Below are 24,584 nucleotides of genomic sequence, written 5' to 3' on the forward strand. Positions count from 1 at the left end.
CGACGCCATCTGGTCCGGGGTTAACCCCGGACCAGATGGCCAACAGCAACGCCGTCAGAAGGGCGGCATAACAACAACCGGGTATAGCTTATCAAGCCCGCAAAACTGTCCGAACGGACGGGACCACCTCTGAAGCCCCGTCCGCCCCGATCAGCGCGGACAGGGCGGATGTGGTGCCCGACTGGCTGGCCGCCACCTGCGCGGGCTGTTCCAGCACCAGCCGGTAGGGAATGACCACGCCCTTGTGCTGGTAATCATAGGAATACTGGACAATCCGCACCACCAGCGACAGCCCGGCCCCGCTGAAGGCCACGGGCGTGCCCGCCACCCGCATCTGCTTGAGCGCCTGCGCGCGCGCAAGGGCCGTGGGGCCGACAAAGGTGCCCTCCAGCTCCAGCCGGTCGGGGTCGTTGCCCACCGCGTCGAGAATGCGGTTGCCACCGGGCAGGCGATGGACCGCCACCTGCTGGCCGCCCCCATCGCGGATGAGCCGGGGCACTTCCATGCCGGTCAGGGTCAGCCCGCCAATGGTCACGGGGGCGGACGCCCACAGCCGCCCGACCGACCCGATGGCGGTCTGGGCATTCATGAGTGCAAGGGACATGTGTTGTTTCCGCCATGGTTGAGAAAAGCCGCCCCCTGCGGCCGGTCCGTGCCCGATGCGCCATCTGGCGTTCCGGCCGACACAGGCGATGGGACTGGCGTGATGACACCCGTGCGCGCGGCACATGCTCCACGCGCCCATGCACGGTCTGGCGCGCCACCTGGCAGGTGATGTGCCCGGCGGCTACAGGCTGACCTGCCTGCGGCGGGCGGTCCGTGCCGCCCGCATGCTGCCTGGCGCCCCGCCCGGCGGGTGATCTGCGCAATGTTTACAGCCGGGCCTGCCTGCGGTGCGGGCGGGACCCGGCGCGTTCATGCCCCGATGGAGCGGCCGGGCAGCTGCGCGTGGCGCAGGGTGTCGGGCGCCGTACCGGTGGCGCGGTGTTCATGCAGCGCGCGGCTGGTGTCGATCCGGGCCATGGCCTGACCCAGCACATGCCGGTCCAGCGTAAGCGGGATCGTCACCTGCACGACGGGACCATTACCTGCCCCGCCTGCCTGTGGGGCCGCAGGGGCGGCATGGCCGCCGCCGGGTGGCTGCGGGCTGATGAAGGGCGGCCTGCCCGCCATGCCACGCGCGGGCGCGCGCTGCGGCCTGAACGCCCGGAGCGTGTCGCGCGCGCGCAGCATGGCATGCGCCGCCGGGAGGGCTGCGGGTGGCGGGGTAGAGGCCAAGACCGCCCGGTACGGCGGCAGGTGCCGCACCTGTACAGACCCCGACGCCATGTCAGGTGGCGCCATGCCGGGTGGCGCCATGTCAGACAGCGCCATGCCGGGCAGGCTGGCCGCGCTGCGCCGTGGCATGGCCAACCGGCCTGTCATGGCGGGTAATGGCGGGATGCGCACCGCACCATCGTCTTTCCCCTGCCTGCCCATGTCCGTACCCGTTACATGACGGGGCGGCAGGGCCATGCGCCCGCCCGCCCCCTGCGCGCCGGGTACGGGAAAGGCGATGCGGCCCGGCATCCGCCCCCCTGCCGGCAGGCCAACCGGCAGGGCAGCGGCAGCAGGCACTGGCGGGAGCGGGGGCGTTGCATCGTTGCGCGCCCGGCCGGGGCTGCCTGCCCCGTCCCGGCGCAGTGCGGGCGGTGATGGATACGCCGCCATGCGGACAGGCCCCCTGATGGCAGGGGCCAGCCGGGATATGGCGGCAGCAGGGCTGGCGGGCACATTGGCCAGCCGCCCCGTGGGCCGTGGCATGCCGCCCGGGCCATTGGCTACGGGCCCGCGCGGGCCTTTCCCGCCCATGATCCCGCTTCCGGGCCGCATGGCGGGCATCCGGGCCGCCGGGGCAACAGGCCGGCCGGGCGTGCCGCCCCCCTGCCCGCTCCGCACGGGCGGGGGCCTGACCCCGCTATCCGCTGCGGGTGGTGGCGCGGAAGGGGGCACAGGCGCTGGCACGTCCATGCCGGCCACCATGGCGGGCGGGCGGGCGACATGGGGCGGGATGGCCCCCATACGGCCACGCGCGCGCAGCAGGCGCGACAGCGCGGCAACGCCCGGTGCCACGTCCCCCCGCGGGCGCGGGATCACCACGCGCCCACCCGCGCGCAGGCGCGCCACAAGGCGTTTCGTGGCCTGGCGGCATTCAGCCATCGGGGTCTTCCCATTGTCGCGCATTCCAGTCATATCGCCCGCCCGCAAGCTCCCCAAACGCTACCAGAAAGGCCATGCGCCGCACGCGCGGCATGTCCATGGCCACACTCCACGGCACCCCGTTCGCAACCAGGGCCGCGACCTCGATCACGACGGGGTGCCGGCTCAGTTTTTTGCGGCAAGTTCCTCCGCCTGCGCCCCGCCTGCCGCCTCCGCGCCAAACATGGCGTCCGACAGCGCCGTAATCCCGGCATTGCCGATCTGGTTGGCAAGCTGCTCAAGCTGGAGGCGCGAGGCCGGGCGAATCACGGGCACGCCGTCTATCGCCTCTACCGAACTGACCATCAGCGCGTATTCCATCCACGCCGTGGTGGGACTGGCCGGGCCGAATTCCAGCAGTGCCAGCACATCGCCCGGTCCCCGCTCACGCCACGTCAGCGTGCGGCCATCGCCGGTTTTTACCGTCTGTTCCGTCATGCGCGCCCCCTTACGATACGCGGCTGCGCGCACGCGCGGTAAACGTGATGGTCTGGGTCACCAGCGTTTCGGACTGGTAGCGCCCGGCATCCGACAGTTGCAGGGAAGCGCCGATGAACTCGTACGTGCTCAGCGTGCCATCGCATTCGGTCACGTACTGGTAGATACTGCCCAGCACCACCGTGCCCGCCGACCAGAAGCCGCTTTCAATCGCGGCAAACAGGTCATCCGCCCCCGCGCTGTCGCGCTGGAAGGTAAACTGCCCGCCCCAGCCGCCCGGCACGTCATAGAACAGCGGCATGTCGTTCAGCGGGTTGGAGGCAAGCTGGTGCGTGCGCTGCTGCGCGTTGAAGCCGGTTACCGTGGGCAGGTCGACGCGGCTGCCGTCATAGACCAGCACCACGCGGCAGTCACGGCCGATATTGAAGGGTTTGGTGGACATTCATCACTCCATGCGCGGAAGGAAAAAAGGGCCGCCACAGGCAGGGCGGCCCGTAAGGCGGGGCCTAGCTGGCGGTGGTGGCGGTGCTGACCGTCACGCTTGCCCCGCCCTGCAGGTTGACTACGAAGAAGCGGTTGATACCCTGGTAGCGCACCTGCACATCGGCACGCACGTAGCCCAGCGCGGTTTCGGATTGCGGGTTGTTGGTGGCGTCGCACACCACCGCCCAGGATGCGCTGGCCAGGATGCCGCTGCCCGCCATGTTGGACAGCGTGCCCAGCAGGACGGCGCGGATATCACCAAACAGCGCGGTACCGATCACCTCACCCACAAACGCGCCCATGCCAGCGTTCAGCGTTTCGGCAATGTAGTTGGTCAGGCGGGTGTAGCTGTCATCATCGGTCACATCATCGCTGGAGGTATTGATGCCACCGCGCACCGCCCAGTAGCTGCCACCGGGTGCCGGGTTGCAGATCACGTCGATCCCGGCCGCGAACAGGGCCGAAAGCTCGGCGGTGGAATAGGTCTGGCTTGTCCCGCCTGAGACCAGCCCCGCCTTCTGGCTGCCCACCACGCCATACAGTTCCTTGTTCAGGCTGGACTGTTCGGGCGAAAGCCCGCCCAGCAGCCCCGCGACAAACGCCTGTGGCGGCACCAGCATCAGCCCGTTGGTATCATCATCCCACCACAGCCAGTCCCCGAACATCAGCTTGACGGCGTAGCTGTCCAGCCCGGCCGCGGCCTTGGCCGCAACGGCGCTGGCAATGCCGTCGCCCGCAGGGCCGCAGGCAATCATGTACAGGCCCTCCCCCAGGCCAAAGGCGGCCTGCGCGGTCCAGCATGTGCTGTCGCTCACGCCCGCCAGCAGGCCCAGCGCGCAGCCCTGCCCGCGCAGGGCATACAGGCCGGTGCGGGTCACGCCATCGGTACCGACAAAGGCGGCGGTTGCGGGGGCCGCGCCATCGGCCCCGCCCGCCAGCGTAACCGCGCCTGCCGCCAGCGCGGGCACGGTGGTGGGCAGGCCCACGCGCACCAGCGCCGTGCTGTCCGCTGCCACAGCCGCCGCCAGTACGGCCCATGTGGCGCCGCGATAGCTGCGGCTGCCCAGCGTGGCGTGGCTTATGGCCAGGGTATAATTCGTGGTGATGATGGCGTCCTGCGCCAGTGTGGCACTGATGGCATTGCCCGCGCTGCCGGTGTGGATGGCCGTAAGCGTTACCCCATCCAGCGTGCCGGTGGCGGCTGCGTCCGTGCCGTCGGTCACGCGCACGCAGCGGAAGTCGGATGCCCCCTGCATGATGGCGATGTTGACGGCCGTGCCGATATCACTGGCCAGCGCCTGCTTGGGGCCGAAGGCGGACAGGCAGTCCCCCATCGCGCCCACGATGACCGGCGTGCCCACCGGCCCCCATGTGGCGGTGCCCACCAGGCCGATCCGCCCGGTGGAGACGCCATTGAGCGCAAGGCTTTGCGGTTTGAGGATCTGCACATACAGGTCGGGCACGTTCAGGCTGTTGGTGTTCAGCTGGCCGGACTGGTAGATGGTCATGCGGGTCTTTTCCCCTTGAGGCGCGTTGGCGCGTGTTGAGCGGAACGGGTCGGGCTGGTGTTCACGGACTGCCGGGAAAGCGGGCGCCAGGACGTTCCGGATGAGGCGTTTTTCAAAAAGCCCCGACGAACGCCGCCTTTTTGAAAAAAGGTGGCACCCAAAAACTTTTATTCGTTAAAGTGTTGTTTCCAGGCGTTTTTATCCGGAAGGCGGGCTGAGCAGCACGTCACCCGCCACCATGCCCGCACCCATGCCAATGCCACCCGCCAGCATGGCGGGCGCGGCGCGGGTCAGGTCGGTATCAAACGTGACAAGGTAGCGGGCGGGGCGGGAAAACAGGCCCCGGTTCATGGCGGTGTCGTCGTTGGTGGTGGCACGGGCCTCGATACGGAAGGTGGAACCCCGTGCATCGGTCAGCCAGTCGGTCAGGGCCAGCGCGTCACTTATAGCCTGCCCCAGCACATCGCGTGCTTCGGGCAGGGCCGACCATGCGGTAATGACAAACATCTGGCTCTGCCTGCGCGCCACGCAGCGCGCCGCCTGCGTGCCCGCGTTGATGGCCTGCACGGTGCAGCCTGCGGGTCCTGTCAGGCTGGCGCCCACGGCCGTGGCCCCCGGCAGGCTGGCCGCCAGCGTGGCCGCGATGCTGGCGGCCGTATCGCCCGCCACCGCCACATGCAGGCCGCATGCGGTGCCGGTCACACCGGGCAGGCCCCCCACCCGCAGCCCCACCGTGCCCGAAGGCACGGCACCGCCGGCAACCGATACGGTGGCCGTGGTGCCGGTTACGCTTATGCTGGTGGTGGCGGGGGTCTGGCTGTCCAGCCGCCATGGGCGGCCGAGTGGTTCATCCAGCCGCGTCCAGCTTTCGGGCAGGTCGGTTATGCCAATGAAGTCGCAGCCCTGTTGCAGCGTGTGGGCGGCATTGCCCTGGTCGGCCTGTGTCAGTTCTCCCCGGCGGATGATGAGTGGCCTGCCGGTCACAGCCCCGCTGGCGGTGCCATCGGGGCACAGGGCGGCGGCCAGCGCCGTGGCAATGGCGGTGGAAATTGTGGCGATATCAGCCATGCTGGTCGGGTTCCTGTGTCATTTCCCGGCAGGAAAGTATTCAGAAAGAACAGAAGTTTTTGGGTGCCGCCTTTTTTCAAAAAGGCGGCGTCCTTCAAAGCTTTTCAACTATACCTGCTGGCGCCCCAGCTGGCAGCGCACACCCCACGGGCTGGCCCGTGCGCCGCCAATGGTGTAGCGGCTGCCCGCCCCGTCATCGACCCACATGGCGGGCTGCACGCTCAGCGTGGGAATGGCGGGCAGGAACATTTCATACCCGCCCGTATGGATGCCGCCCGGCTGCACCGGCCCCGGCACCCCGGCCCCGCTGCCGGGGCGGATCAGGGCGGGCCAGAAGGTGGCAACGGCAGTCTGGGCCGATACGTCGCCCGATGTGGCATACCCACCCGGAGCGGCCACATCCGCCGCCACGGCCATGGTGGTGCTGAGTGTTACCACCGCGTTGCACAGCACGCACAAGGGCGGGCGGAACGGCTCGGCACGCGCGATGAAATATGTCTCCGCCCCGCACGTCACAATATCGCCTGCCTGCACGTCCGCCGTGTCCAGCAGGGCAAAGACAAAGGGCACATCCCATAGCGCGGGACCGGCAAAGCCGAAGGCACGGTCGTTGTTGAACGCCGCCATGACCCGTGCATGGGGTGTCGCGCACGGGCTGGCGGGCGTGGTGGGGCGGTACTGGGTGGCGGGTGCCCCAAGGCGGGTGGCCGCAACGGCAAACCCCCTTGCCGCCAGATGGCACAGGGCTTTGTGGTCCATCAGATGATGATCTCCCCCATTCCGCGCAGCCCCGGCCCCGGCGGCACGCCCAGAAAGTTGCAGAGCTGCACCCGCCAGCGGGTATAGAGGGTGAACCGATCGGTTACTTCGCTGCGGTTGCGGGTCCACACGGCGGCGCGGTCGGTATCCAGATTGGCGGTTGCCGCCATGATCGCGCCCTCCAGCATCTGGCACTGGGCAATAAAGGCGCGGGCCTGCGCGCACTCGGCGGGGGCCAGGTTGCGCAGCCGCCATTCATTGAAGCCATAGACGCGGAAGAACCGCCACGACTGCATGCCACTGTCCTGCCCGCCCAGTGCGGGATAGCCCATGTAGCGCCGCGCCTGCGCCAGTTCGGTCTCGACCAGGGCGGTATCGGCCATGGTGGCGGCGGTGGGGGGCAGCATGGGCGCCGGTTCCGTGCCAGTTGTTGCCGTGCCGGTAACGTCCGTTCCCGTCGTGCTGCCGTCCGTTGCATCCGCCGCCGGTGTGCTGGCGGTGCCTGCCGCAGCGGTCGTGGTGGCATCCGTGGTGGTGGTATCGGTCATGTCTGCCCCCGTTGCATGTGGGTTGACGGGCCGTGGCGGGGGGCGGCAGGTCGCGCCCCCGCCACGGCATTACGCCGGAAGGTCAGGCACCCGCGCCCAGGCTTTCGATCACCACGCCACGCTTGAGGTAACTGTTGGTGGCGGTGGGAATGACCGTCGTGTTGGCCGTAAGGTCGGTGGGCAGCGCAAAGCCGCCAATCCATGACCACGACTGCGCGATGATCTGCGCCAGCCGGTCCAGGGCCGGGCGGGTGATCATGCACACGCCCTCCACATCCGTAAGCTCGCCGCCATCCAGCAGCGGCGCGTAATGGGTGCCGATATTGGCGTAATCGCCCTCGATCAGCGCGCCCTGCCCGCAGATGATCGCGCGGTGGATGGCGCCCACCCCAAGGCTTGCCTGCTGCGGGGCCTCGGTAGTGGGGATGAAGCGCACGCCCAGCAGGTCGAAGATCTGGCCGGTCTGGTAGGTGTCGGACCCGTACTGGCCCCGATACAGCAGCTTGAAATCCGCATCGCGGAACAGGCCCAGCAGCTGCGCATTGTCCAGATAGCAGTGATACACCCCGCCATCGGGCGTGGGCACGTTGTTGTCGCGCAGCGTGGCCAGCGCGGCAAGGATGGTCTGCACCGTCAGCAGGTCCCCCGTTACCAGTGCGGCCGTGGTGGCGCGGCCACTGGGGCGCAGCACCAGCGGGGCGGTGGCGGCCATGACCGCGTTGCCTGCCGTGCCATCGGAGACCGAAACATTGCCCGAAAGCACAAGCGTGCCCGAAACCCCGTCGGGCGCGGTGGAGGTATTGGCCGCATCGGCCGTGGTGCCGACCAGCGTATAGGACCCGGCCCCGATGGTCACCGTCATGCCATTGCTGGCGCCAACCGCAACCACCTGCCCCTCATTGGACAGGATGTTCTGGAAGCCGCGGATGTCATCCACCGCAACGACCGTACCCGCCGCCCCCAGCGTGGCCGTGACGCGCGTATTGCCCCCCAGATAGCCGCCCACCCCGTTCTGCGCGCCGCCAAACAGGGCGTTGCGCGCCAGCCGGTCCAGTGTCTGCCGGGCATTGATGCCAAGGCGGGAGGCATTGGCCAGGAACTGGTTGGCAATGCCCACGCCCTCGGTCACCTGGTTGAGGTCCATGGTGTTGCCGTACTGGTTGATGGTAAGCGTGTACTGTTCCACCGACCACTGTGCGGGCGTCATGCCGTTATCGAAGCTGGTATTGGCGGTGGGGTTGAGCGGGGTGGTGGCCGGCGGCAGGAGCCCTGCACGGGTATCGGTAATGGTCTGGCCGATGCGGGCGGGGAATTCCATCTGGTCGGCAATGGAGCGGAAGCCCAGCCGCGACTGCAGCGCATCCTGGAACGCGCGCGAGAGGAACCCCTGCTGGATGACCGGCTGCAGGGCGGCGGGGAAATTGGCAATGGCCATGAAGTTCATTTCCTTTGAAAGAACGCAAGAAAGCCGCCAGGCGCGGCGCGTGGCGGCGGCAGGGGTGGCCATGGCGGGCTTGCGCCATGAAGGGGCCGGGTGGCGGGTCAGGAATGCGGCACGTCTGGCCGCCCGCAGGCCCCTTGCCGGTTCCGCGCGGCATCAGGGGGCGCGGAACGGGTAAAGGGTGGCCTGTGGGGCATGTCGGCCCCACGGGTCTTCATAAGGAAGGTGCCGGTAAAGATTTTTTCAGGATGCTTCAAAGCATGCCGCCTTTTTTAAAAAAAAGGCGGCCCCCAAAAGCTTTTATTTATTAATTATTGTTCCATCCCCGCATGCCGCATCGGCAACAGTTCTAGGTCGCCACCGGCCAGCGCAGGCCCGCCGCGCTGGCGGCGGCCTTCACATCGCGCGCACCTGCCGTACGGGCATCGAACGGGGTGGGGTCGCCCGCGCGCGGGGCGGGGCCTGCGGCGGTGGTGCCGGTCGCCGCCCCCGATGCGGGCCGGGGCGGGGTGAACAGGTAGGCGCGGCTTTCACGCGCGGCCTCCATCACGGTGTCCAGCCCCTGCGGCGTGCCGTCCTCGGCCAGCGTGACGGTGGACAGGTCCACCAGCCGCACCACATCGGCCGGTTCCACCGCCCCCATGCGGGCGGCCATGGCGCGGGCTTCGGCACGGATGACGGCACGGCTGGCGCGGGTGCGCGCGGTGCTGGCCTGCTCGGTGGCGCGGGCAAGGTCGGCTTCCAGCGCGGTGCGGGCGGCAAGGGCCGCGTCACGCTCGGCACGCAGGGCGTCCATCTCACGGCGCAGGGTTTCAGGGTTGGGGGACGGGGGCACGCTGGCGGTCATGTCGTTACTCCGTAATAATGAATATCAGGTCTGGCTGCCGGTATTGATGCGCGCCCATTCGCCATGCGGGCCGGGCACGCCCGCACGCGCGGCAAACAGGGCGCAGGCACTCTGGCGTGACAGGAACCCCCCCTGCACCGCCTGGCCCAGCCCCTGCGCCAGTTGCGCGATCTCGCCCTCGGTGCCGGGGAAGTAGGGCGGCCATTGCAGCGCAAGGCCCATTGCATCCAGCCCCACATAATCCTGCCCGCCAATGCACAGCCCACCGGCCAGGACATGGGAAAAGCGGCAGGCCATGCGGTACAGCGCCAGCAGCCCGTATTCCCCGTAACAGAGCCGCATGCGGTCGGTCAGCCACAGCAGCGGCTGGTAGAGCATTTCCATCGCACGGCCCGATGTGGGGGCGGCCAGGCTGTCGGCCTGCGCGCGGTTGCCGTGGATCTGCTCCATCACGCTGGCGCGCAGTTCACGGTAATGGTCACGCATGGCGCCTGCCGCATCACCGTTTATTTCCAGCAGCTTGGCATCGCCATCCAGCGGCAGGGTCAGGGCACTGGCCGCGCCCCCGCTGCTGGCGGGCGTGCCGTCCGCATACGGGTCCGGCCCCGCGCGGATGACAAGCCGGGGGTCGGCGCTGTATTTCAGCCCCCGCCCGGATTGGGACAGCAGGTAATCGCACTCGATCACCGTATCGATGGCGGGCGCAAAGGTGCACGGGCCATCCACCACGCCGGGGGCGGCCAGGTTGGCCATCCACACCCATGGCACGAAGCCAAGGCCGTGATGGGTGCTGCGGGTGGCATCAATGCGTGCGGGCGGCCCGGCCTCCACACGCTGCGGCACGTAAACGTGGCAGTCCGCCCGGTCCCATACGCGCTGCCACCAGAACACGCTGGCGGCATCATCCGCGCCAATGGGCCAGCCCTGTGCGGCCAGCATCGCACCGCGCACCTTGTAGCACTCGGTCACGCTGGCCAGATCCCCCGCGCCATCCCATAGCGGGGTCAGGTAGCGGGTATCATGCAGCTGCGCGCGCAGGCGGCGGCCCACGGCTTCAACCAGCACCGCGCTGGACCCGATGGACCCGCGGGTCGCGGCCTCCATCATCAGGGCGGGGAGTGCGGTCTCGGCGGCCAGTTGCGCCAGTATGGCGGGAAGCTGCGGGTCGGTGGCCACAAGGCCGGGCCAGTGCGACGCCCCGAACAGCAGCGAGACCGCATCATCCACCACCGCGCGGCACATGTTGGTGCGCACCGATGGCCTGCGGGCTGAGAGCGGGATGTATTCCCCCGCCCCGTTATATTCGCGGCCAAAGGGGTTGGGAATGGCGTCGTACTGCGTGCCATCCAGCACGCGGGCCAGTGCCGCCAGACGGTGGGCGCGCACGGGCAGGTCCGGGTCGCGCGGGTAGGTTAGGCTGAGTTCCTGCCAGTCCATGCTGTCATGCTCCGCTGCTGTGGGCAAGGGGATGCAGGCTGTCTCTACCTGCTGTTTTTATAGGTGAAAAAACGTACGGACTGGTCTAGACAGTCTGCCGCCCGTTAACTGGAGAGAACCTTATGCAATGCGTGCGCCCCCCATGCTGATGGGTATGGTGGAAGTTGTCGTGGGCCTGCTTGTGCTGGGCTGGGGGGTGCGCGGCATGCTGCGCGGCCCGGCCCCGGTCAGCCCCCGCCCCGCAGGCCGCCCCATGCGGGTGGAGCCGCGCACGCTGCCCCGCAGGCCCCCTGCCCCCGTGCCGGATGCCGTTATGGAACCCGTGGGGGACACCCCGGCGGATGCGCCGGTGGATGCGGGGTTCAGCGTGCCTGTTTCCATGGCGGATTACGGCTGGGCGGTGCGGCTGTACCAGCCCCACCCCCTGCTGAGCGCGTGGGAATGCCGGGTGCTGCGCAGCCTGACGGGTCAGGTGCCGCCGGGCGTTCTGGTGTGCCCGCAGGTCAGGCTGGCGGATTTCATCGTGCCGCGCGGCCCGGATGCGGATGCCAACCGCAGGGCGTTTTACAAGATTGCCTCCAAATCCGTGGATTTCCTCATCATCCGCGAAGGCGATGGCCATGTGCTCCTGGGCGTGGAACTGGATGACAGCACCCATGACCTGCCCGAGCGCCAGTACCGTGACGGGCTGGTCAACGCCGCTTTTGCACAGGTCGGCATACCGCTGCTGCATGTTGTGCCGGGGCAGCGGGTGGACGTAACGGGGTATTTTGCGGACGTGATGGCCTGAAACCCCAGCAGTAAGACGGCCTTCCTGAAAAAGGGTGGCACCCAGAAACCTTTTACAGTTCACGCAGGCCTACCGCCCCATGTTGAACCGCGTGGGCACCCACCGCGCGGGGGCCGCGGGCGGGGCGGCCAGCATGAGGTCACTCAGCGCCCAGACCAGCGCATCCGCCCGGTCGGGAGACTGCGCGCCATGGTAGCCACTGGCGGAAAACTGGCATAGCTGCGTCTCCAGCGCCGCGAATGTGCCGTGATGCGTCACCCGCCCCTGTTCATACAGCGCGGCCACCGGCTCGGCGCGGGCGGCCTTGCCCCGGCTGGCGCTGACCATGGTCAGTGCCGCATTGGGGTTCAGGCCGCGCAGGGTTGCCTCCACCAGCGCACCGCCAAAATTCTGCTCGGCCACAATCCGCTCCGCCCCCCAGTCCGCCTGCGCCTGCAATGCCGCGCGCGCCCAGCCCGCCGGGCTGTCACGGCGTGACAGGTCAGCCAGGACATGACCCGCCCCGGCGGCATCCACACCGCAGACCACAATGCCGATCTCGTCCGATCGCATGTCTTCCGGCCCCGAACAGCCCGACGGGTCCACCGCCACCACAATCCGCCGCATGTGCGCGGCAATGGCGCCACGCGTGGCGGGGGTGATGGCAGCCGCGCGGGCAAAATCCTCCATCCGCCACAGCGCGCCATCCACCGCGTGCTGGTATTCGCCCTCCATGAAGCGCCTGCGTTCCCGCTCGGGCAGGGCCGCAAGCTGGGCCATGTACTCCGCCGAGAGGTTGGCGCGGTTACCCGCCGGGTTAAGCTGCATGGTGGCATGGCGCGCGCGGTCCAGTGGCGTGCCGGATGTGGGTTCCACCCCTTCCTCAAACACGCGGTACAGCCAGTGGCTGGTGGTGGGGGGATTGGCGTCGACATATTCCTTCAGCGCCAGCGGGCTTTTCTGTGCCAGCCGCGTCAGCAGCATGTTGCGCGCGCCATAGGTGATCTGGCTGGCTTCGTTCAGGTAGACGGTGGCGAATTCCAGCCCGAGTATCTTTTCGGTGCGTTCTTCATCATCCAGCCCGCCAAACACGATGCTGGACCCGTTGGGCAGTTCCACCGTCCAGTCGGTGCGCGACAGCGCCCACGGAACAGTGGGAAAGCACGCGCGCATGACGGCGGGAAACGTATCAGCCACGACCGTGGCCCGCAGCGCGTTCAGCCGGTGGCGGAAAATGCCGTGCCGCGTGCCCCCCGCCCGCAAGGCCCGGATGACCATGGCGCGCACAAGCACGAACGTCTTGCCCGACCGCGCGCCGCCGCGCAGCAGGATATGGGTGGCCGCACTGCCCAGCAGCCGGTTGGCGCGGCGCTGGTCCGGGGTCAGGCTAAAGGTCTGTGTCATCGGGCGTTATGGCAATGGTAATGGCGGGTGCGGGTTCGGCGCGCCGTTCGACCGTGGGGCGCAGGCGGGTGGCCACCCACATGCGCGCTTCCATGCGCAGCTTTATGGCGGGCACGTCGTCACGCCCGGTGGCGCGGTCGGCAATGCTCACGATCTCTTCCGCCAGCGCATCGGCCGCCGCTTCGCGCGCCAGGGCATACAGGCTGCGGAATTCGGGGTTGGCATGCAGCCAGCGCAGCACTGTGGCGCGGTGCGGCATGGCAGGGTCGGTGCAGATGGCGCGCAGGCTCTGGCCATTGCTCAGGCGGGCGCAGATTTCATCGGCCAGCCTGCGGCTGTAGGCCCCACGCCGGGGGGACGGGCCAGCGGGTTCGGGCATCGCCGCCCTCCGTTGCGTGGTTATGCCATTATGGAAGGGTTGTATGGAAAAATCGTGCAGGCAGCAAATAAACCGGGCAATGGCAGGGTGTATTCCCAGGCAATATGCCGGGAAAATGAATAACAGGCTTTGGGTGCGCCCCTGCTTGGGAACGGCGGCGTTACCTGAAGTATTGTGGAAAAAGCTTTACCAGAAACTTTCTTACGATTGCCGGATGTTTCCCGGTTTTCCAGCCCGCCCCGGCAAGTGAAGCTACCCCATTATGGCAGGGTTGTAAGTAAAAACCGTGCAGGTGGCAATCATGTCAGGGCTGTGGCGCGGATGCTGGTTTTACCGGCTTTGGCAAAATATCCTGCCCCAACGGCTGCGTCCTGCCGCACCATTTCGATATTTGAGGGTTTCTGGATTAATGAAAGTAACAAGCTACGGTCTTTTCTGGAGAGAGGACGAGATTGACTGGCACCCCGGCAATGGCAACCACAACAGGTTCCGCCTGCTGGGGCGGGTTGGCAGTAATCGGGGCCATATAAAAATTGTGGATTTCCGCCACCAGCAGGGCATCTACATCCTGTATGACCATTACGGCCCGGGTTATGTCGGGCTGACGCGCAATCAGGGACTGGGAAAGCGGCTGAAGGACCACACACAGGACCATCTGGCCGGGAAATGGGACCGGTTCAGCTGGTTCGGCTTCCGGCCCATTGATGAAACCCCGACCGAACACGGCCTGCTGCCGCTGGGTGAGACAAAGGAAGACCTGACCGAAGAAACCAATACCACGATTGGCGACCTGGAAGCGCTTCTGATCCGGGCCATCGGCCCGAAGCGCAACAGGGTTTTCATGGGGTTTGGCAATGCAGAGGAATGGACCCAGATCGAATACGACCGGGTTGATACCTACATGAACCGCCTGGGGAATGATTAGGGGCCGTGGGGCAAGGCCTGCCGGGAATGCTTCAGGAAACGTCGCCTTTTTGAAAAAAGGCGACACCCGGGTTTTTTATCAATGGGTTGTTTTGGACAGCCCCCAGACGGTGGGCACGGTATCCGGCCCCGCATGCCCCGCCCGCGCCATGTCCCGCACCGCGTCAAACACCACTGGCCCATGCGCGTAATCGCGCTGGCAGTAGCGCAGGCCGGTCAGGGCAAAGACCAGTTCCACCGGTATATCGAAGTAAAAATCGATCATCCCCGGCGGGTAGCCACTCTGGGTTTCCTCCATTTCCATGGCCGTCCGCACGGTTTCCAGTTCCGGCGGGGGCGTGCCGTCCACCTTCAGGTCATGCGGGCCGGCCTGCCCGTTATGGGATACATCCCATATCCGCACCCCGTCACGCCAACAGGTGGCGGCGGCGGCGTAGGCGGGTTCATCCACCATGCAGGCCATGACCGTGCTGCCCGCAGGACAGGTGGCAAGACGGGCCGCAACCCGGTGGCGCAGGCCCGCGCCGTTGCACCACAGCGCCGTCCACCCGCCGGGCAGGCTGGCGACGCTGGCGGGCGCGGGGCGGGTGTCATCATCGGGCATGCCGGTTTCCTCCAGCCCGAAATGGCGCAGCACGGCCGCGCGGTCCATGCCGTGGGCCAGGAATACCCCCACCGTGTAGCCCACCGGGCGCGGGGGGCAGCTTTCACGGATATAGGGGCGCAGGCGGATGGGGGGAAAGATGTCGCGCGTGCCCTCGGTCGTGGTGGCGGGGCCGAAGGTGACGCGCCCTTCGGTTAATGTATAGGGGTGGACGATATGCTCCGCCGTGCCATCACGGTGCGCGCACATCATCACCACGGCCTGCGCGGGGTCGCTTTGCCCGGGCAGGATGACGGTGCAGTTGGCCACCATTGCCGCCGCGCGGTGGGGCGTTGCCGCCAGCACGCGGCCCAGCGCCGCGCGCGCCTGTTCCAGCTGCACGTCGCTTGATGCGCGGCCGGGCGGGTCCAGCAGGGTAATGCCGGCAATATAGGGTTCCAGCGCCACCGTGGCGCCAAAGGGGGCGAATACCCCGTCACGTGCCAGAAGGCTTTCCACATGCGGCACGATGGCCGCCGCCAGTGCCGCGAAATCCTGCTGCGGGGTGCTGAGCCAGTATGGCAGGTCCGCCGTGTTCCAGCCTTCGTACGGGTCCATCGCGCCATCCTTGTCCGTGGGCGGGGTCAGGCTACGTTTGGGGGATGTGGCGTGTCAATGCACGCCCGCGCACGGGCGGCGTGCGCGGCAATGGCGGGCCGCGGCACCTGACCATGCCGCAAGGGCATGCGGTGCGTGACGCCTGCCGGCCGGGCTTTTTTCAGGCCGGTTCCCGGTGGCGGCTGGCCCGGCCATGGCCGCCATCAGCCTGCGGGCATCGGCCATGGGACCGGCATGCCGCACGCCCCTTACGCCGCATGGGTGTGGTCATGCCCGTCATGGTCATGTCCGTCCGGGCCATGGTCATGGCCATCGTGGCTGTGGCGGTGGTGCAGGTCGGGATAATGGGGGTGGCGGTGCACCAGACGGGTATGCACATGGTAGTGGGTGTGCGGCTCCCCCGGCGGGTCGTCGTGGGTGTGGGTGTGCTGGTGGTGCCCGTCATGCACATGGCGGTGGGTGTGGGCCATTTCCTCGTGAATGTGTTCATGGTCGTGGCGCTCGCTCAGGTGCAGCCACAGGCCGATGCCCATCAGCCCCCCCGCCACCGCCAGCCGCGCCGCGTCATGCACGCCAAACACCACAAGCGACACCACCGCCCCCACAAACGGCGCCAGCGCGAAATACGCCCCCGTGCGTGCCGCCCCCAGATGGCGCAGCCCCAGCATGAAGGCCACAAGGCTGATCCCGTACCCCGCGAACCCCACCGCCATGGCCCCCGCCACCAGTACCGGCCCCGGCAGGCCCGCATGCATGAACACCAGCGCCAGCGCCATGTTCACGCCCCCCGCCACCAGCCCCTTAAGCATGGCGATGCGCACCGGGTCCACCGCCGAAAGCCGCCCGCTCAGATTATTGTCAATGCCCCAGCACACGCATGCCGCCACGATATACAGCGCCCCGGGCGAAAGGGTGGCCCGCCCCTGCCATGACAGCACGACCGCGCCCGCCACGATGCATACCGCGCCCAGCAGCAGCCTGCGGTCCACATTTTCACGGAACACCACCCATGCAATCAGCAGGGTGGCAATGCTTTCCACATTCAGCAGCAGCGAGGCCCCGGCCGCATCCGTGCGCGCAAGCCCCAGCATGAGCAGCAGCGGCCCCGCCACCCCGCCGGTGGCGATCACCCCCAGCAGCCACGGCAGGTCACGCCGCGCCAGCGGGGCTTCATCATGCGTGGGCAGCCGCAGGGCCGCGCGCGCGCCCAGCACCACCGCCAGCCCCAGGCCGGAACCAAGATAGAGCAGCCCCGCCGCCATCTGGGCCGGCATGCCCCCCAGCAGCAGCTTGGCAAAGGGCGTGCTGACACCAAACAGCACGGCGGAAAGCAGGGCGAGGCCAAGGCCGGTCTTGTTCATGCCGCCACCCTATCATGTCCGGCACGGCGCTGCCATTGCCATGCGGCACGCACGGGGCACTGGGCATGACCGGGCCGCCGCCGCCACTGCGGATGCGCCCGCGCCGGCCCGGCATGGAGCCCACCATGCCGGCATCGTTACCGGCACGGTCATTCCATCAGCAAACGGGCATGACCATGACGTTAAGGACAGACCCCGCGCGGCCGCGACCAGCGCATGCGCCATGCCCGGCCCGTGCCCGGCCACGCCCTGCCGGAATCCCATGATGGCCCGCAACACCCCCCGTCCGGCGCGGCCTGCCGCTGTTCCCGCGCCCGCCTCACCATTGATCATGCAGCACATCCAGCGCGCGGTGCAGGGTGCGCAGGCGGGTGCCGGGCTGTTCATCCATGCCGCACACCGCGCATACCACCTGCCAGCGCGCGGGCGTAAGCAGGGCATGCGCGCGGTCCAGGCGACGGCGGGCCTGCATGCTGGCCTCGGCATCCTCCAGGCTGGCCCCGCCGCCCGCGCCGGTATGGGGGGTATAACACTGCACCAGCCGCCCGGCCCGCACCGCGCGCCGCCATGTAGCGCGAAAGCGCAGCCCCACCGCATGCTGTTCGGGCGTCAGGGCGGCGTTGGCGCGGTGGAACAGGCGGTCCAGCACACAGGTATCCAGCACGCGGCGCACCGGCCGGGGCCGGGTGTGGGGGGCCAGTTCCATGCGGGTGGTCTCCACCACGCGGGCGGTGGCGGCGGGGCCGGTGGCCCCCATGTCGGGCTTCAGCCCGGCGGCAATGTCGCGCGCCAGCAGGCGGGCACGCCGGTCAGCCCGCAGCAGGGCCGCGACACGGGCGCGTTCGGTGACGGAAGGGGATGGGAGCATGGGCGGCCTCGCATGACTTTGTGCACAAAAGTCATACTAACGCCGGGCCATGCAGGCAGGCAGGCCATCCTCCCCCGGCACGGGCGGGCGGCAGGCCGGGAAAAAGGGCGGTGGCAGGCAGCCTTCCGCGCATGACGGGTCCCTGCCGTGTCCGGCCCCTGTACCGGCGGGTCCGTGGTAAAACCGGCGGCCTGCACCACACCGTACCGCCCGTTCCATGGTGGCGCAACCATGCAAACCGGCGCGGGGTGTTCCCTATGTTCCCTATGTTCCCTATGTTCCCTATGTTCCCTATGTTCCCTATGTTCCCAACTGTTTTACAGAACAGTAAACGAATAGCATGCCCTGTCGCCCTGTCGCCCTGTCGTACACCAGATGGCAGAAACAGCGGGAACAAAGGGAACAGAGGGAACACAGGGAACAGGCCCGCCCGGCGGGGACTGACGGTTTCGTGATACAATCTGTAAAATCCCTGCCCCGCAGGCGGCGTTACTTCCGCCAGACCCTGTAATGGCAGGTTGTTGTCCTGCCCCGGTGGCCTGTTATCGGCAATACGGGCGCCACCATGCGGATGGGGGATGGTCCTGCACGTTTTAATAACAATAAAATAAATAAAAACAAAAAAATAATACGCGAATCGCATTTTTTCGAAATAATAAATAACAATAAATGTGTATATGGAATCATCTTTTATTTGTGTGTGAGAACGATCATGTACAGAACCACCGTGGTGGAAGATGCCTCCATTGACACGACACCCCCGCCCGCCGTCACCCCGGCCATGGCCGAACTGCCCACGGCCACCGCCCTGCCCGCGCTGGCGTCGGCCGATGTCGCCCCGCTGGCCCGGCCCGTCATTCCCGCGCTGACGGGCATACGCGGGGTGGCGGCGGCATGGGTGGCCACCCACCACATGCTGCCGCCGCTATGCGCCAGCATCGGCGTGCACGCGCTGGACCATTCCAGCGTGGTGGAAAACGGCTTCCGCGCGGTGGACCTGTTCTTCATCCTGTCCGGGCTGATCCTGATGCTGACCCATGGGCATGACTTCGTGGTGCAGGACATGGCGCCGGTGCGGCATTTCCTGATCCTGCGCGTGGTGCGCGTGGCCCCGCTGCATGTGCTGATCATGCTGGCCATCGTGCCGTTCGTGCTGTCACAGCCCGATTTCGTGCGGTGGTCGCGGGTCTATACCTCGCCCGAATATGCCTACCGGCAGCATGATTTCTCATGGCCGGGCTTTGTGCAGAGCCTGTTCCTGCTGCAGGCGCTGACGGTGGCCAAGCTGGGCACATGGAATGGCCCGTCATGGACACTGAGCGCCGAGGTACTGGGCTACTTCCTGTTCCCCGCCATGGCGTGGGGGCTGCTGGGCATCCGGCGCGTGGCGCTGCCGCACCTGCTGGCGGCGGCCCTGCTGGGGGGGGAATGCGTGGTGCTGGCGCTGGCCCACCATGCCCATAACAACCCCAGCGGGCCGATGGGCACGGTGCGCATGCTGGGCGGCTTTGGCGCGGGCATGGCGCTGGGGCGCGCGGTGATGATGGGGGGCGTGTCCACCCGCGCCGCCGCCATCATGACATGGGGCGGCGCGGGGCTGGTGGCGCTGGGGCTGGTGGTGGTGGTGTTCTCGCCCGTCATGGTGTTCGGCTTTACGTGGCTGCTGGCGGGGCTGGCCTGCCGGACCGGGCTGCTGGGCCGGGTGCTGGGCTGCCGGCCGCTGCTGTGGCTGGGGGCGGTGTCATTCCCGTTCTACATGGTGCATTTCTTCGCGCTGAAAGTATTCGAATGGTATTTCGACCCCCGCTTCGAACAGATGGGCGTGGCCGTGACCCTTCTGGCCTGGGCGCTGCTGCTGGGTGTCATGTTCACGCTGGCCATCGTGCTGCACAGGGGGGTGGAACGCCCCAGCCACCGCCTGGCGCGCAGGCTGGCGGCGGGCGTGCGCATCACCCCCCTTGCCCCGCCCGTGCTGCCCGCGTAGCCGCCGCCATTCAGCCCCCGGCCGTGGCGGGCACGGGGGTGGGCAGGTCCTCGTCCTCATGCACCACGCGGGTGGGGAAGGCGCTGCCGCTGACCGCCACCAGCGCCATGCACAGCACGCCCACGCCAATGGCCGTGGGCGCCAGCACCCCCTGCCCGTGCAGGGCCAGCAGCCCGCCCCCCACGGCCGAGCCAAGCAGGATGCCGATATTGCTGGTGGCATTCACCGCCGCCCCCGCGATGTCGCCCGTGGTGGCCTGCGTGCGGATGGCACCGGACATGAAGAACGGAATGGCCCCGGCATAGCCCGCGCACCAGACCGCGCCCGCCGCAACCGACCCGATGCCGCTGGTGGCATGGCCCACCAGCAGGCCAATCCCCGCCAGCAGCAGCGCCCCCGCCCCCAGCATGCCCAGACGCGGGCTGGCATCAACCAGCTGCCCCGCGCCCCACAGCCCCGCCAGGCTGCACACGCCGATGGCCAGCAGGTCAAGGCTGAGTGTCGCCTGCGGCAACCCGTGGGCCACCAGCACCGGCGCGATATAGGTATAGACAAGGTTATGGGCGAAGAAGAACCCGGTGGTGACCGTCAGGATCACGCCAAAATCCCGCACCGCGCGCCCGCTGCCCCGCAGGCCGGAGCGGGCCGCGCGCACCGGGGTGGCAACGGCGGGCAGCGCCACCATCACCACCACCGCAAGCACGGCGGCCAGCCCGCCCGCCGCCAGCAGGGCCGCCCGCCAGCCCAGGAACTGCCCGATGGCCGCCGCCGCCGGCACCCCCGCCACCGCGCCGAACGACGCGCCGCAGAACACGAACGAAATGGCCCGTCCGGTAACCCGCCGGGGCACAAGCTGGGCCGCATAGGCCGAGACGATGGACATGAGCAGCGCATGCGCCCCCCCGCCCACCGCGCGCCCCACGCATAGCAGCCAGAAGCTGGGGGCGAACGCGCCCATCAGGTTGGATGCGGCGTAGCCCGCCAGCGCCAGCAGCACCAGGCGCTTGCGGTTGACGCGCGCGGTCACGATGGTCAGCGGCACCGCCAGCGCGGCCACGATCAGCGCATAGGCGCTGACGGCCATGCCCACCTGCCCGGAATTGAGGTGGAAGGACCGCGCCATTTCCAGCAGCAGCCCCACGGGGGCCAGTTCGCTTGTTATGGCGGTAAAGGTAGCGGCGCACAGCACGCACAGGCCAAGGGCCGCGGGCCGGGACAGGGTGGAGAACATGGCTGTCGTTCCAGGGTTATTGTTTTTTGCGCCATATCCACATACCGCCCCGGTGGGAAGGAATTTCACGCGCCCGGGAAATGCGTCCGGCACAATAAAGCCATGCATTTTACGCCTGCCGCGCAGGGCATGGAAACCGGCCCGGTTCCGGCAGCCATGAGGCCCCGCCACCTGCGCTCCCCGGCCCGTTGCACGACGCGGGGCAGGGGTGGCGCGAGCGGGTGGTTCACCCCGCCCCGCCCGGCTGCCAGACCCAGTGGGTGGCGCCACCGCTGCGCACCTTGTGGCGCGCCCAGCCCATGGCGCGCAGCACCACGCCCGCGCGCTGCTGGGTCGCGCGGTCCTGCCGGTCCCGCGGCAGGCCAAGGGCCATGTGCAGCACATCGGCCATGCGCACGCCGCCCGCCCCCCGCCCGGCCAGCCACGCGGCAATGGGATCGTGCCACGGGTCATCGGGCAGGCGGGCTTCCTGTGCCGCCTGCGCGGTGATGGCGATGGCGGGATCATCCAGCCACAGGGGCATGGGGCTGGTGGCCTCCCGATGGTCCGCCTCCGCCCAGAGCTGGGACCTGTGGGCGGCAACCCAGTCCGGATCGGCGCGGGTGCAGCTGATGGGCCAGTAGCGGCGGTTGCCGGTGGGGTCGGTCAGGTAATCGCATTCATTGGTGGTACCAACGAACACGCACTGGCGCGGGCGGATGACCTCGGTCGTGCCGTAGCTGGGGCGGTAGCGGTCATGCTGGCGGCTGAAGAACGCCTTGGCATCACGGCTGGTGGACCGGCCAAGCGCCTGCAGTTCCCCCAGTTCCACGCACCATACGCCCAGCAGCCCCTGGGCGGCGTCCTTGTCCCCCAGGTCGCGCGGCAGGTCGTCCTTGAACCATGCCGGGCCGAACAGCGCGGCCAGCAGGCGGCTCTTGCCCATGCCCTGCGCGCCCTCCAGCACGGGCACGTAGTCGAACTTGCAGCCCGGCTGGCGCACGCGCCGCACCGCGCCACACAGGAAGCGCGCGCCCACGGCGGCATGACAGGCCGTAGGCACGCTGCATGTAGGCCTGCACCAGGGCGGTGTCCGTGTCCTCCATCATGCGCGGATACGGCCCCGGCGGGGCGGCCGCGCCGTCAAAGGCGGCCGGCGGGGCACGGGTCAGCATGGGGCGGCAGCCAAACGCATCCCACGCCAGCAGGCCACGCAGCAGCGGGTCATGCCCCAGCAGCACCAGGCAGTTGCTGAGCGAGGCCGACACCCTGCCCCGCGCCCCGCGTACAAGCAGGTCCATCCATGCGGCGGTGACGGTGGCGGGGGATGGGGCATCAGGCATGGACGGACCTCGGGCTGGATGGGTTCTGGCGCGGCGGCGGACAGAGGGGGGAATGCGGTGTGGGGGCGTGGTACGGCCACCGCATGGACAGTGTGCGGGGCAGTGGTACGCGGTGGCATGGAATGTCAGGAAAGCGGCCGCCCGCCCGTGTCCGGGCCGGCGGGGCCAGGGCGGGGCCGGTGCGTTCAGCCGCCAGGGCGCGGGTTGCGCAGCCCCGCCCCCAGCCCGGAGCGGATGGTGGCGCGGGCCTCGGCTGGCGGAATGTTGCGCAGGCGGGCGGCGTGCAGCAGCGTGTCGCGCGCCGTGGCCGGGTCCAGCAGCCCCGCCCCGCACCACCGGCCCAGCGCATAGGCCCGGGCGTTGAGCGTGGTGTTGGCCATGCCCCGGGGCGCATCGCACACCGCATGCAGCGCGCGCATGAGCGTGCCCCGCATCCGCTCCCCATCCATGCGGGGCACGGGCCGCGACGGGACGGCGGGCGGGGCCAGCAGCGCCGCAAGCCATGGCGGTATGGGCGGCGGGGGCACCACCCAGGGCGGGACGCGCCAGGTATAGGCCCCGCCCGTGGCCGGGTGCGTGCCGGGCGGGATGGTGACCGCCTGCGGCCCCCGGTGCGGGTCCAGCCCCGGCGCGGGATGGCCTGCATGACCGCGCAGGGCCTCGCCCCGATGGGCAAAGAACAGCACCGCCCCGCCAGAACCGCCGGTGCGCGTCATGGGCCGGGGCGGCAGCGGGCCATGGCGGCGGACCAGGGCGGCCAGCGCCGCCACCCCATCGGCCGCGTGCGTGCCCGGCCGGTCCACATCCAGCGCGAACAGCCCCGACGGGCCGCACACCACCCGCCAGCCGCAGCCCGGCCAGCGCGCGCACCACCGGGCAATCGTGTCCAGGTGGCAGGTTGCCTGCCCTGCCGCGCCGCGAAAGCACGCGGCGCGCGATCCCGCCCGCACGGGATGGACATGCCAGCCCAGCCGGGCCACGCGGTACAGGTCTGGCGGGATGGGGGCGGTATGGGTCATGGCCGGTGTTTTATGGGATATATCCCAATACGTCAAGCAGTAATGGGATACGTCCCCCCTACCCTTCCGGCCGGGTTTATGGGACAGTTCCCATTATGGATACACGCTCCCCCGCCGCCGCCGAGATCGAACGCCGCATGGCGCTGCTCAAGCTCAATAAAAAGCGCCTTGCCGAACTGGCGGGCCTGAACGAGACGTATGTGCACGACATCCTGCGCGGCAAGTCGCGCAACCCCGGCGGCGACCGGCTGGAAAAGGTGGCCGCCGTGCTGGGCTGCACCGCAAGCGACCTGCTGCGCGCGCCCGCCGCCGGTGGCCCCAGCTCCGCCGCCCACCGGCTGAAGGCGCTGCGCGAACGCGGGGGCTACACCGTGCGCGGGCTGGCGCGCGACCTGGGCATGGGGGAGCGGTTTTCCAGCTATGCCTTCTATGAAAACAAGCTGAAGAAGGACTTCATTCCCGTTGACCTGGTGCGCAGGCTGGTCCCGCTGCTGACCGACCGGGGTGACCCGCCCATTGCCGCAAGCGAGGTCTGGGCACTGTGCGGCATCGTGCCCGGCGCCACCGACCTGAACGAAAGCATAAGCCGCGCCGAACGCGCCAGCATGCCCGTGCATGATGATGACGGCGCGATTACGGTGCATGAATACGACATCTCGCCCCAGGCGGGCGGCGGCGCGATCGTGGACCACACCGCCTGTGGCGATGGGGAGGGCCACCCCACGCTGGAGTCATGGCGCATCCCGCGCAACTTCATCCGCAACTACCTGCCCGATACGGCGGGGCTGGCCATCATCCGCGTCACCGGCAATTCCATGGAGCCGGAATTCCTGGCGGGTGACCGGGTGCTGGTTGATACCGGGCACCGCATCCCCTCGCCCGACGGGGTATATGTCCTGTGGAACGGCATGGGGGTCGTGATCAAGCAGCTGATGCTGGTGCCCAATTCCCGCCCGCCGCGCATCCGCATCATCAGCGTCAACCCCACCTATCCGGTGGATGAGGTCGATGCATCCGACCTGGTGATCAACGGCCGGGTCGTGGGCAAGTGGGTGTGGAAATAGCGCACCGGCCTGATGTGGCCACTGCCCTATCACGGCCGCATTCATCGCGCAGTCATGCATCCCGTGCCCGCCACCACTGCCCGGATGCCCCATGCCTGTCCTGCCACAACCCCACGCCGTGACGGGCGCCAGCCTGTCATGACCATGCCGACATCCCCCCGCCTTCCATGCCCAATCCCGCCATCCGGCCCCAATACCCGGAAATACGGCGGTGCGGCCGCATGCCGACGGCGTGGCGGGCGGCATGGACGGGCGGTTTGGACGGGCAGTTTGGCAGGGGACCGGGCATGC

The 24,584-nt window shown here is 68.5% G+C and carries 26 protein-coding genes; 6 read left to right on the forward strand and 20 right to left on the reverse strand.

What is annotated here, in order from left to right:
* Positions 1–91 precede the first annotated feature (91 nt).
* The gene (locus CFR78_RS10425; RefSeq protein WP_258366053.1) at positions 92–604 is read right to left on the reverse strand and encodes a hypothetical protein; all 513 of its coding nucleotides are present in this window, start codon (positions 602–604) and stop codon (positions 92–94) included.
* Positions 605–728: 124 nt separating this feature from the next.
* Between CFR78_RS10425 and CFR78_RS16625 the strand changes: the two genes are divergently transcribed.
* Positions 729–860 carry a hypothetical protein gene (locus tag CFR78_RS16625; protein ID WP_258366054.1) on the forward strand — a complete coding sequence of 44 codons (132 nt, stop codon included), beginning with the start codon at positions 729–731 and terminating at the stop codon, positions 858–860.
* A 55-nt stretch (positions 861–915) separates the two neighbouring features.
* Here the strand turns inward: CFR78_RS16625 and CFR78_RS10430 are convergent, their stop codons facing one another.
* From CFR78_RS10430 to CFR78_RS10465, 9 genes are all read right to left on the reverse strand, one after another.
* Positions 916–2,199 (reverse strand): hypothetical protein, encoded by a 1,284-nt coding sequence (locus CFR78_RS10430; RefSeq protein ID WP_051672004.1) that lies wholly within the window; start codon positions 2,197–2,199, stop codon positions 916–918.
* On the reverse strand, positions 2,192–2,350 hold the full coding sequence (locus tag CFR78_RS16280; protein WP_156953843.1) for a hypothetical protein: 159 nt from the start codon (positions 2,348–2,350) through the stop codon (positions 2,192–2,194). Before CFR78_RS16280 ends, CFR78_RS10430 begins: the two co-directional genes overlap by 8 nt.
* 14 nt (positions 2,351–2,364) lie before the next feature.
* Positions 2,365–2,676: a hypothetical protein gene (locus CFR78_RS10435; protein ID WP_034927995.1), complete on the reverse strand. Its 312-nt coding sequence runs from the start codon at positions 2,674–2,676 to the stop codon at positions 2,365–2,367.
* A 10-nt stretch (positions 2,677–2,686) separates the two neighbouring features.
* Positions 2,687–3,118 (reverse strand): hypothetical protein, encoded by a 432-nt coding sequence (locus CFR78_RS10440; RefSeq protein ID WP_034927992.1) that lies wholly within the window; start codon positions 3,116–3,118, stop codon positions 2,687–2,689.
* A gap of 64 nt (positions 3,119–3,182) precedes the next feature.
* Complete coding sequence (locus tag CFR78_RS10445) at positions 3,183–4,667, reverse strand: phage tail protein (protein ID WP_110581113.1); 1,485 nt, start codon at positions 4,665–4,667, stop codon at positions 3,183–3,185.
* A 198-nt stretch (positions 4,668–4,865) separates the two neighbouring features.
* Positions 4,866–5,735 carry a recombinase family protein gene (locus CFR78_RS10450; RefSeq protein WP_034927986.1) on the reverse strand — a complete coding sequence of 290 codons (870 nt, stop codon included), beginning with the start codon at positions 5,733–5,735 and terminating at the stop codon, positions 4,866–4,868.
* Positions 5,736–5,843: 108 nt separating this feature from the next.
* Positions 5,844–6,494 carry a hypothetical protein gene (locus CFR78_RS10455; protein ID WP_007398469.1) on the reverse strand — a complete coding sequence of 217 codons (651 nt, stop codon included), beginning with the start codon at positions 6,492–6,494 and terminating at the stop codon, positions 5,844–5,846.
* On the reverse strand, positions 6,494–7,042 hold the full coding sequence (locus tag CFR78_RS10460; protein WP_051672003.1) for a hypothetical protein: 549 nt from the start codon (positions 7,040–7,042) through the stop codon (positions 6,494–6,496). The genes CFR78_RS10455 and CFR78_RS10460 overlap by 1 nt, the downstream gene beginning before the upstream one ends.
* Before the next feature lie 82 nt (positions 7,043–7,124).
* Complete coding sequence (locus tag CFR78_RS10465; RefSeq protein ID WP_110581114.1) at positions 7,125–8,477, reverse strand: DUF4043 domain-containing protein; 1,353 nt, start codon at positions 8,475–8,477, stop codon at positions 7,125–7,127.
* Between CFR78_RS10465 and CFR78_RS10470 the strand changes: the two genes are divergently transcribed.
* Positions 8,476–8,661: a hypothetical protein gene (locus CFR78_RS10470; RefSeq protein WP_110581115.1), complete on the forward strand. Its 186-nt coding sequence runs from the start codon at positions 8,476–8,478 to the stop codon at positions 8,659–8,661. The genes CFR78_RS10465 and CFR78_RS10470 overlap by 2 nt on opposite strands.
* A 171-nt stretch (positions 8,662–8,832) precedes the next feature.
* Here CFR78_RS10470 and CFR78_RS16740 read toward each other — a convergent pair whose 3' ends face one another.
* Positions 8,833–9,330, reverse strand: coding sequence for a phage scaffolding protein (locus tag CFR78_RS16740; protein ID WP_034931405.1), 498 nt, complete (start codon positions 9,328–9,330; stop codon positions 8,833–8,835).
* Between the two features lie 24 nt (positions 9,331–9,354).
* Positions 9,355–10,767: a portal protein gene (locus tag CFR78_RS10480; protein WP_034931407.1), complete on the reverse strand. Its 1,413-nt coding sequence runs from the start codon at positions 10,765–10,767 to the stop codon at positions 9,355–9,357.
* Positions 10,768–10,894: 127 nt separating this feature from the next.
* On the opposite strand from CFR78_RS10480, the gene CFR78_RS10485 reads away from it, so the two are divergent.
* Positions 10,895–11,557, forward strand: a complete 663-nt coding sequence (locus CFR78_RS10485) for a DUF2726 domain-containing protein (protein ID WP_240471424.1) — start codon at positions 10,895–10,897, stop codon at positions 11,555–11,557.
* Positions 11,558–11,626: 69 nt separating this feature from the next.
* Here CFR78_RS10485 and CFR78_RS10490 read toward each other — a convergent pair whose 3' ends face one another.
* On the reverse strand, positions 11,627–12,940 hold the full coding sequence (locus CFR78_RS10490; RefSeq protein ID WP_034931410.1) for a phage terminase large subunit: 1,314 nt from the start codon (positions 12,938–12,940) through the stop codon (positions 11,627–11,629).
* Complete coding sequence (locus CFR78_RS10495; RefSeq protein WP_007398462.1) at positions 12,924–13,319, reverse strand: terminase small subunit-like protein; 396 nt, start codon at positions 13,317–13,319, stop codon at positions 12,924–12,926. The genes CFR78_RS10490 and CFR78_RS10495 overlap by 17 nt, the downstream gene beginning before the upstream one ends.
* Positions 13,320–13,728: 409 nt before the next feature.
* On the opposite strand from CFR78_RS10495, the gene CFR78_RS10500 reads away from it, so the two are divergent.
* Complete coding sequence (locus CFR78_RS10500) at positions 13,729–14,244, forward strand: GIY-YIG nuclease family protein (protein WP_034933563.1); 516 nt, start codon at positions 13,729–13,731, stop codon at positions 14,242–14,244.
* Between the two features lie 78 nt (positions 14,245–14,322).
* Here CFR78_RS10500 and CFR78_RS10505 read toward each other — a convergent pair whose 3' ends face one another.
* The 3 genes from CFR78_RS10505 to CFR78_RS10520 form a co-directional block, all read right to left on the reverse strand.
* A complete protein-coding gene (locus CFR78_RS10505; protein WP_034933561.1) occupies positions 14,323–15,444 on the reverse strand; it encodes a hypothetical protein in 1,122 nt (373 codons plus the stop codon).
* A 248-nt stretch (positions 15,445–15,692) separates the two neighbouring features.
* The gene (locus CFR78_RS10515) at positions 15,693–16,805 is read right to left on the reverse strand and encodes a DMT family transporter (protein ID WP_034933558.1); all 1,113 of its coding nucleotides are present in this window, start codon (positions 16,803–16,805) and stop codon (positions 15,693–15,695) included.
* 319 nt (positions 16,806–17,124) lie between these two features.
* Positions 17,125–17,673 (reverse strand): hypothetical protein, encoded by a 549-nt coding sequence (locus CFR78_RS10520; protein ID WP_007398454.1) that lies wholly within the window; start codon positions 17,671–17,673, stop codon positions 17,125–17,127.
* A gap of 712 nt (positions 17,674–18,385) precedes the next feature.
* Between CFR78_RS10520 and CFR78_RS10525 the strand changes: the two genes are divergently transcribed.
* Positions 18,386–19,657, forward strand: a complete 1,272-nt coding sequence (locus tag CFR78_RS10525; RefSeq protein WP_167331804.1) for an acyltransferase family protein — start codon at positions 18,386–18,388, stop codon at positions 19,655–19,657.
* A 10-nt stretch (positions 19,658–19,667) separates the two neighbouring features.
* Here the strand turns inward: CFR78_RS10525 and CFR78_RS10530 are convergent, their stop codons facing one another.
* The 3 genes from CFR78_RS10530 to CFR78_RS10540 form a co-directional block, all read right to left on the reverse strand.
* The gene (locus CFR78_RS10530; protein ID WP_051672139.1) at positions 19,668–20,888 is read right to left on the reverse strand and encodes an MFS transporter; all 1,221 of its coding nucleotides are present in this window, start codon (positions 20,886–20,888) and stop codon (positions 19,668–19,670) included.
* A 226-nt stretch (positions 20,889–21,114) separates the two neighbouring features.
* Positions 21,115–21,930, reverse strand: a complete 816-nt coding sequence (locus CFR78_RS10535) for a virulence-associated E family protein (protein ID WP_240471460.1) — start codon at positions 21,928–21,930, stop codon at positions 21,115–21,117.
* 465 nt (positions 21,931–22,395) lie between these two features.
* The gene (locus CFR78_RS10540; protein ID WP_034932187.1) at positions 22,396–23,229 is read right to left on the reverse strand and encodes a bifunctional DNA primase/polymerase; all 834 of its coding nucleotides are present in this window, start codon (positions 23,227–23,229) and stop codon (positions 22,396–22,398) included.
* A gap of 95 nt (positions 23,230–23,324) precedes the next feature.
* On the opposite strand from CFR78_RS10540, the gene CFR78_RS10545 reads away from it, so the two are divergent.
* Entirely contained in the window at positions 23,325–24,293 is a 969-nt protein-coding gene (locus CFR78_RS10545; RefSeq protein WP_034932189.1) for a S24 family peptidase, read from the forward strand.
* The last annotated feature ends 291 nt before the right edge of the window (positions 24,294–24,584 follow it).

This window comes from Komagataeibacter rhaeticus (genome assembly GCF_003207855.1).
Classification (GTDB): domain Bacteria; phylum Pseudomonadota; class Alphaproteobacteria; order Acetobacterales; family Acetobacteraceae; genus Komagataeibacter; species Komagataeibacter rhaeticus.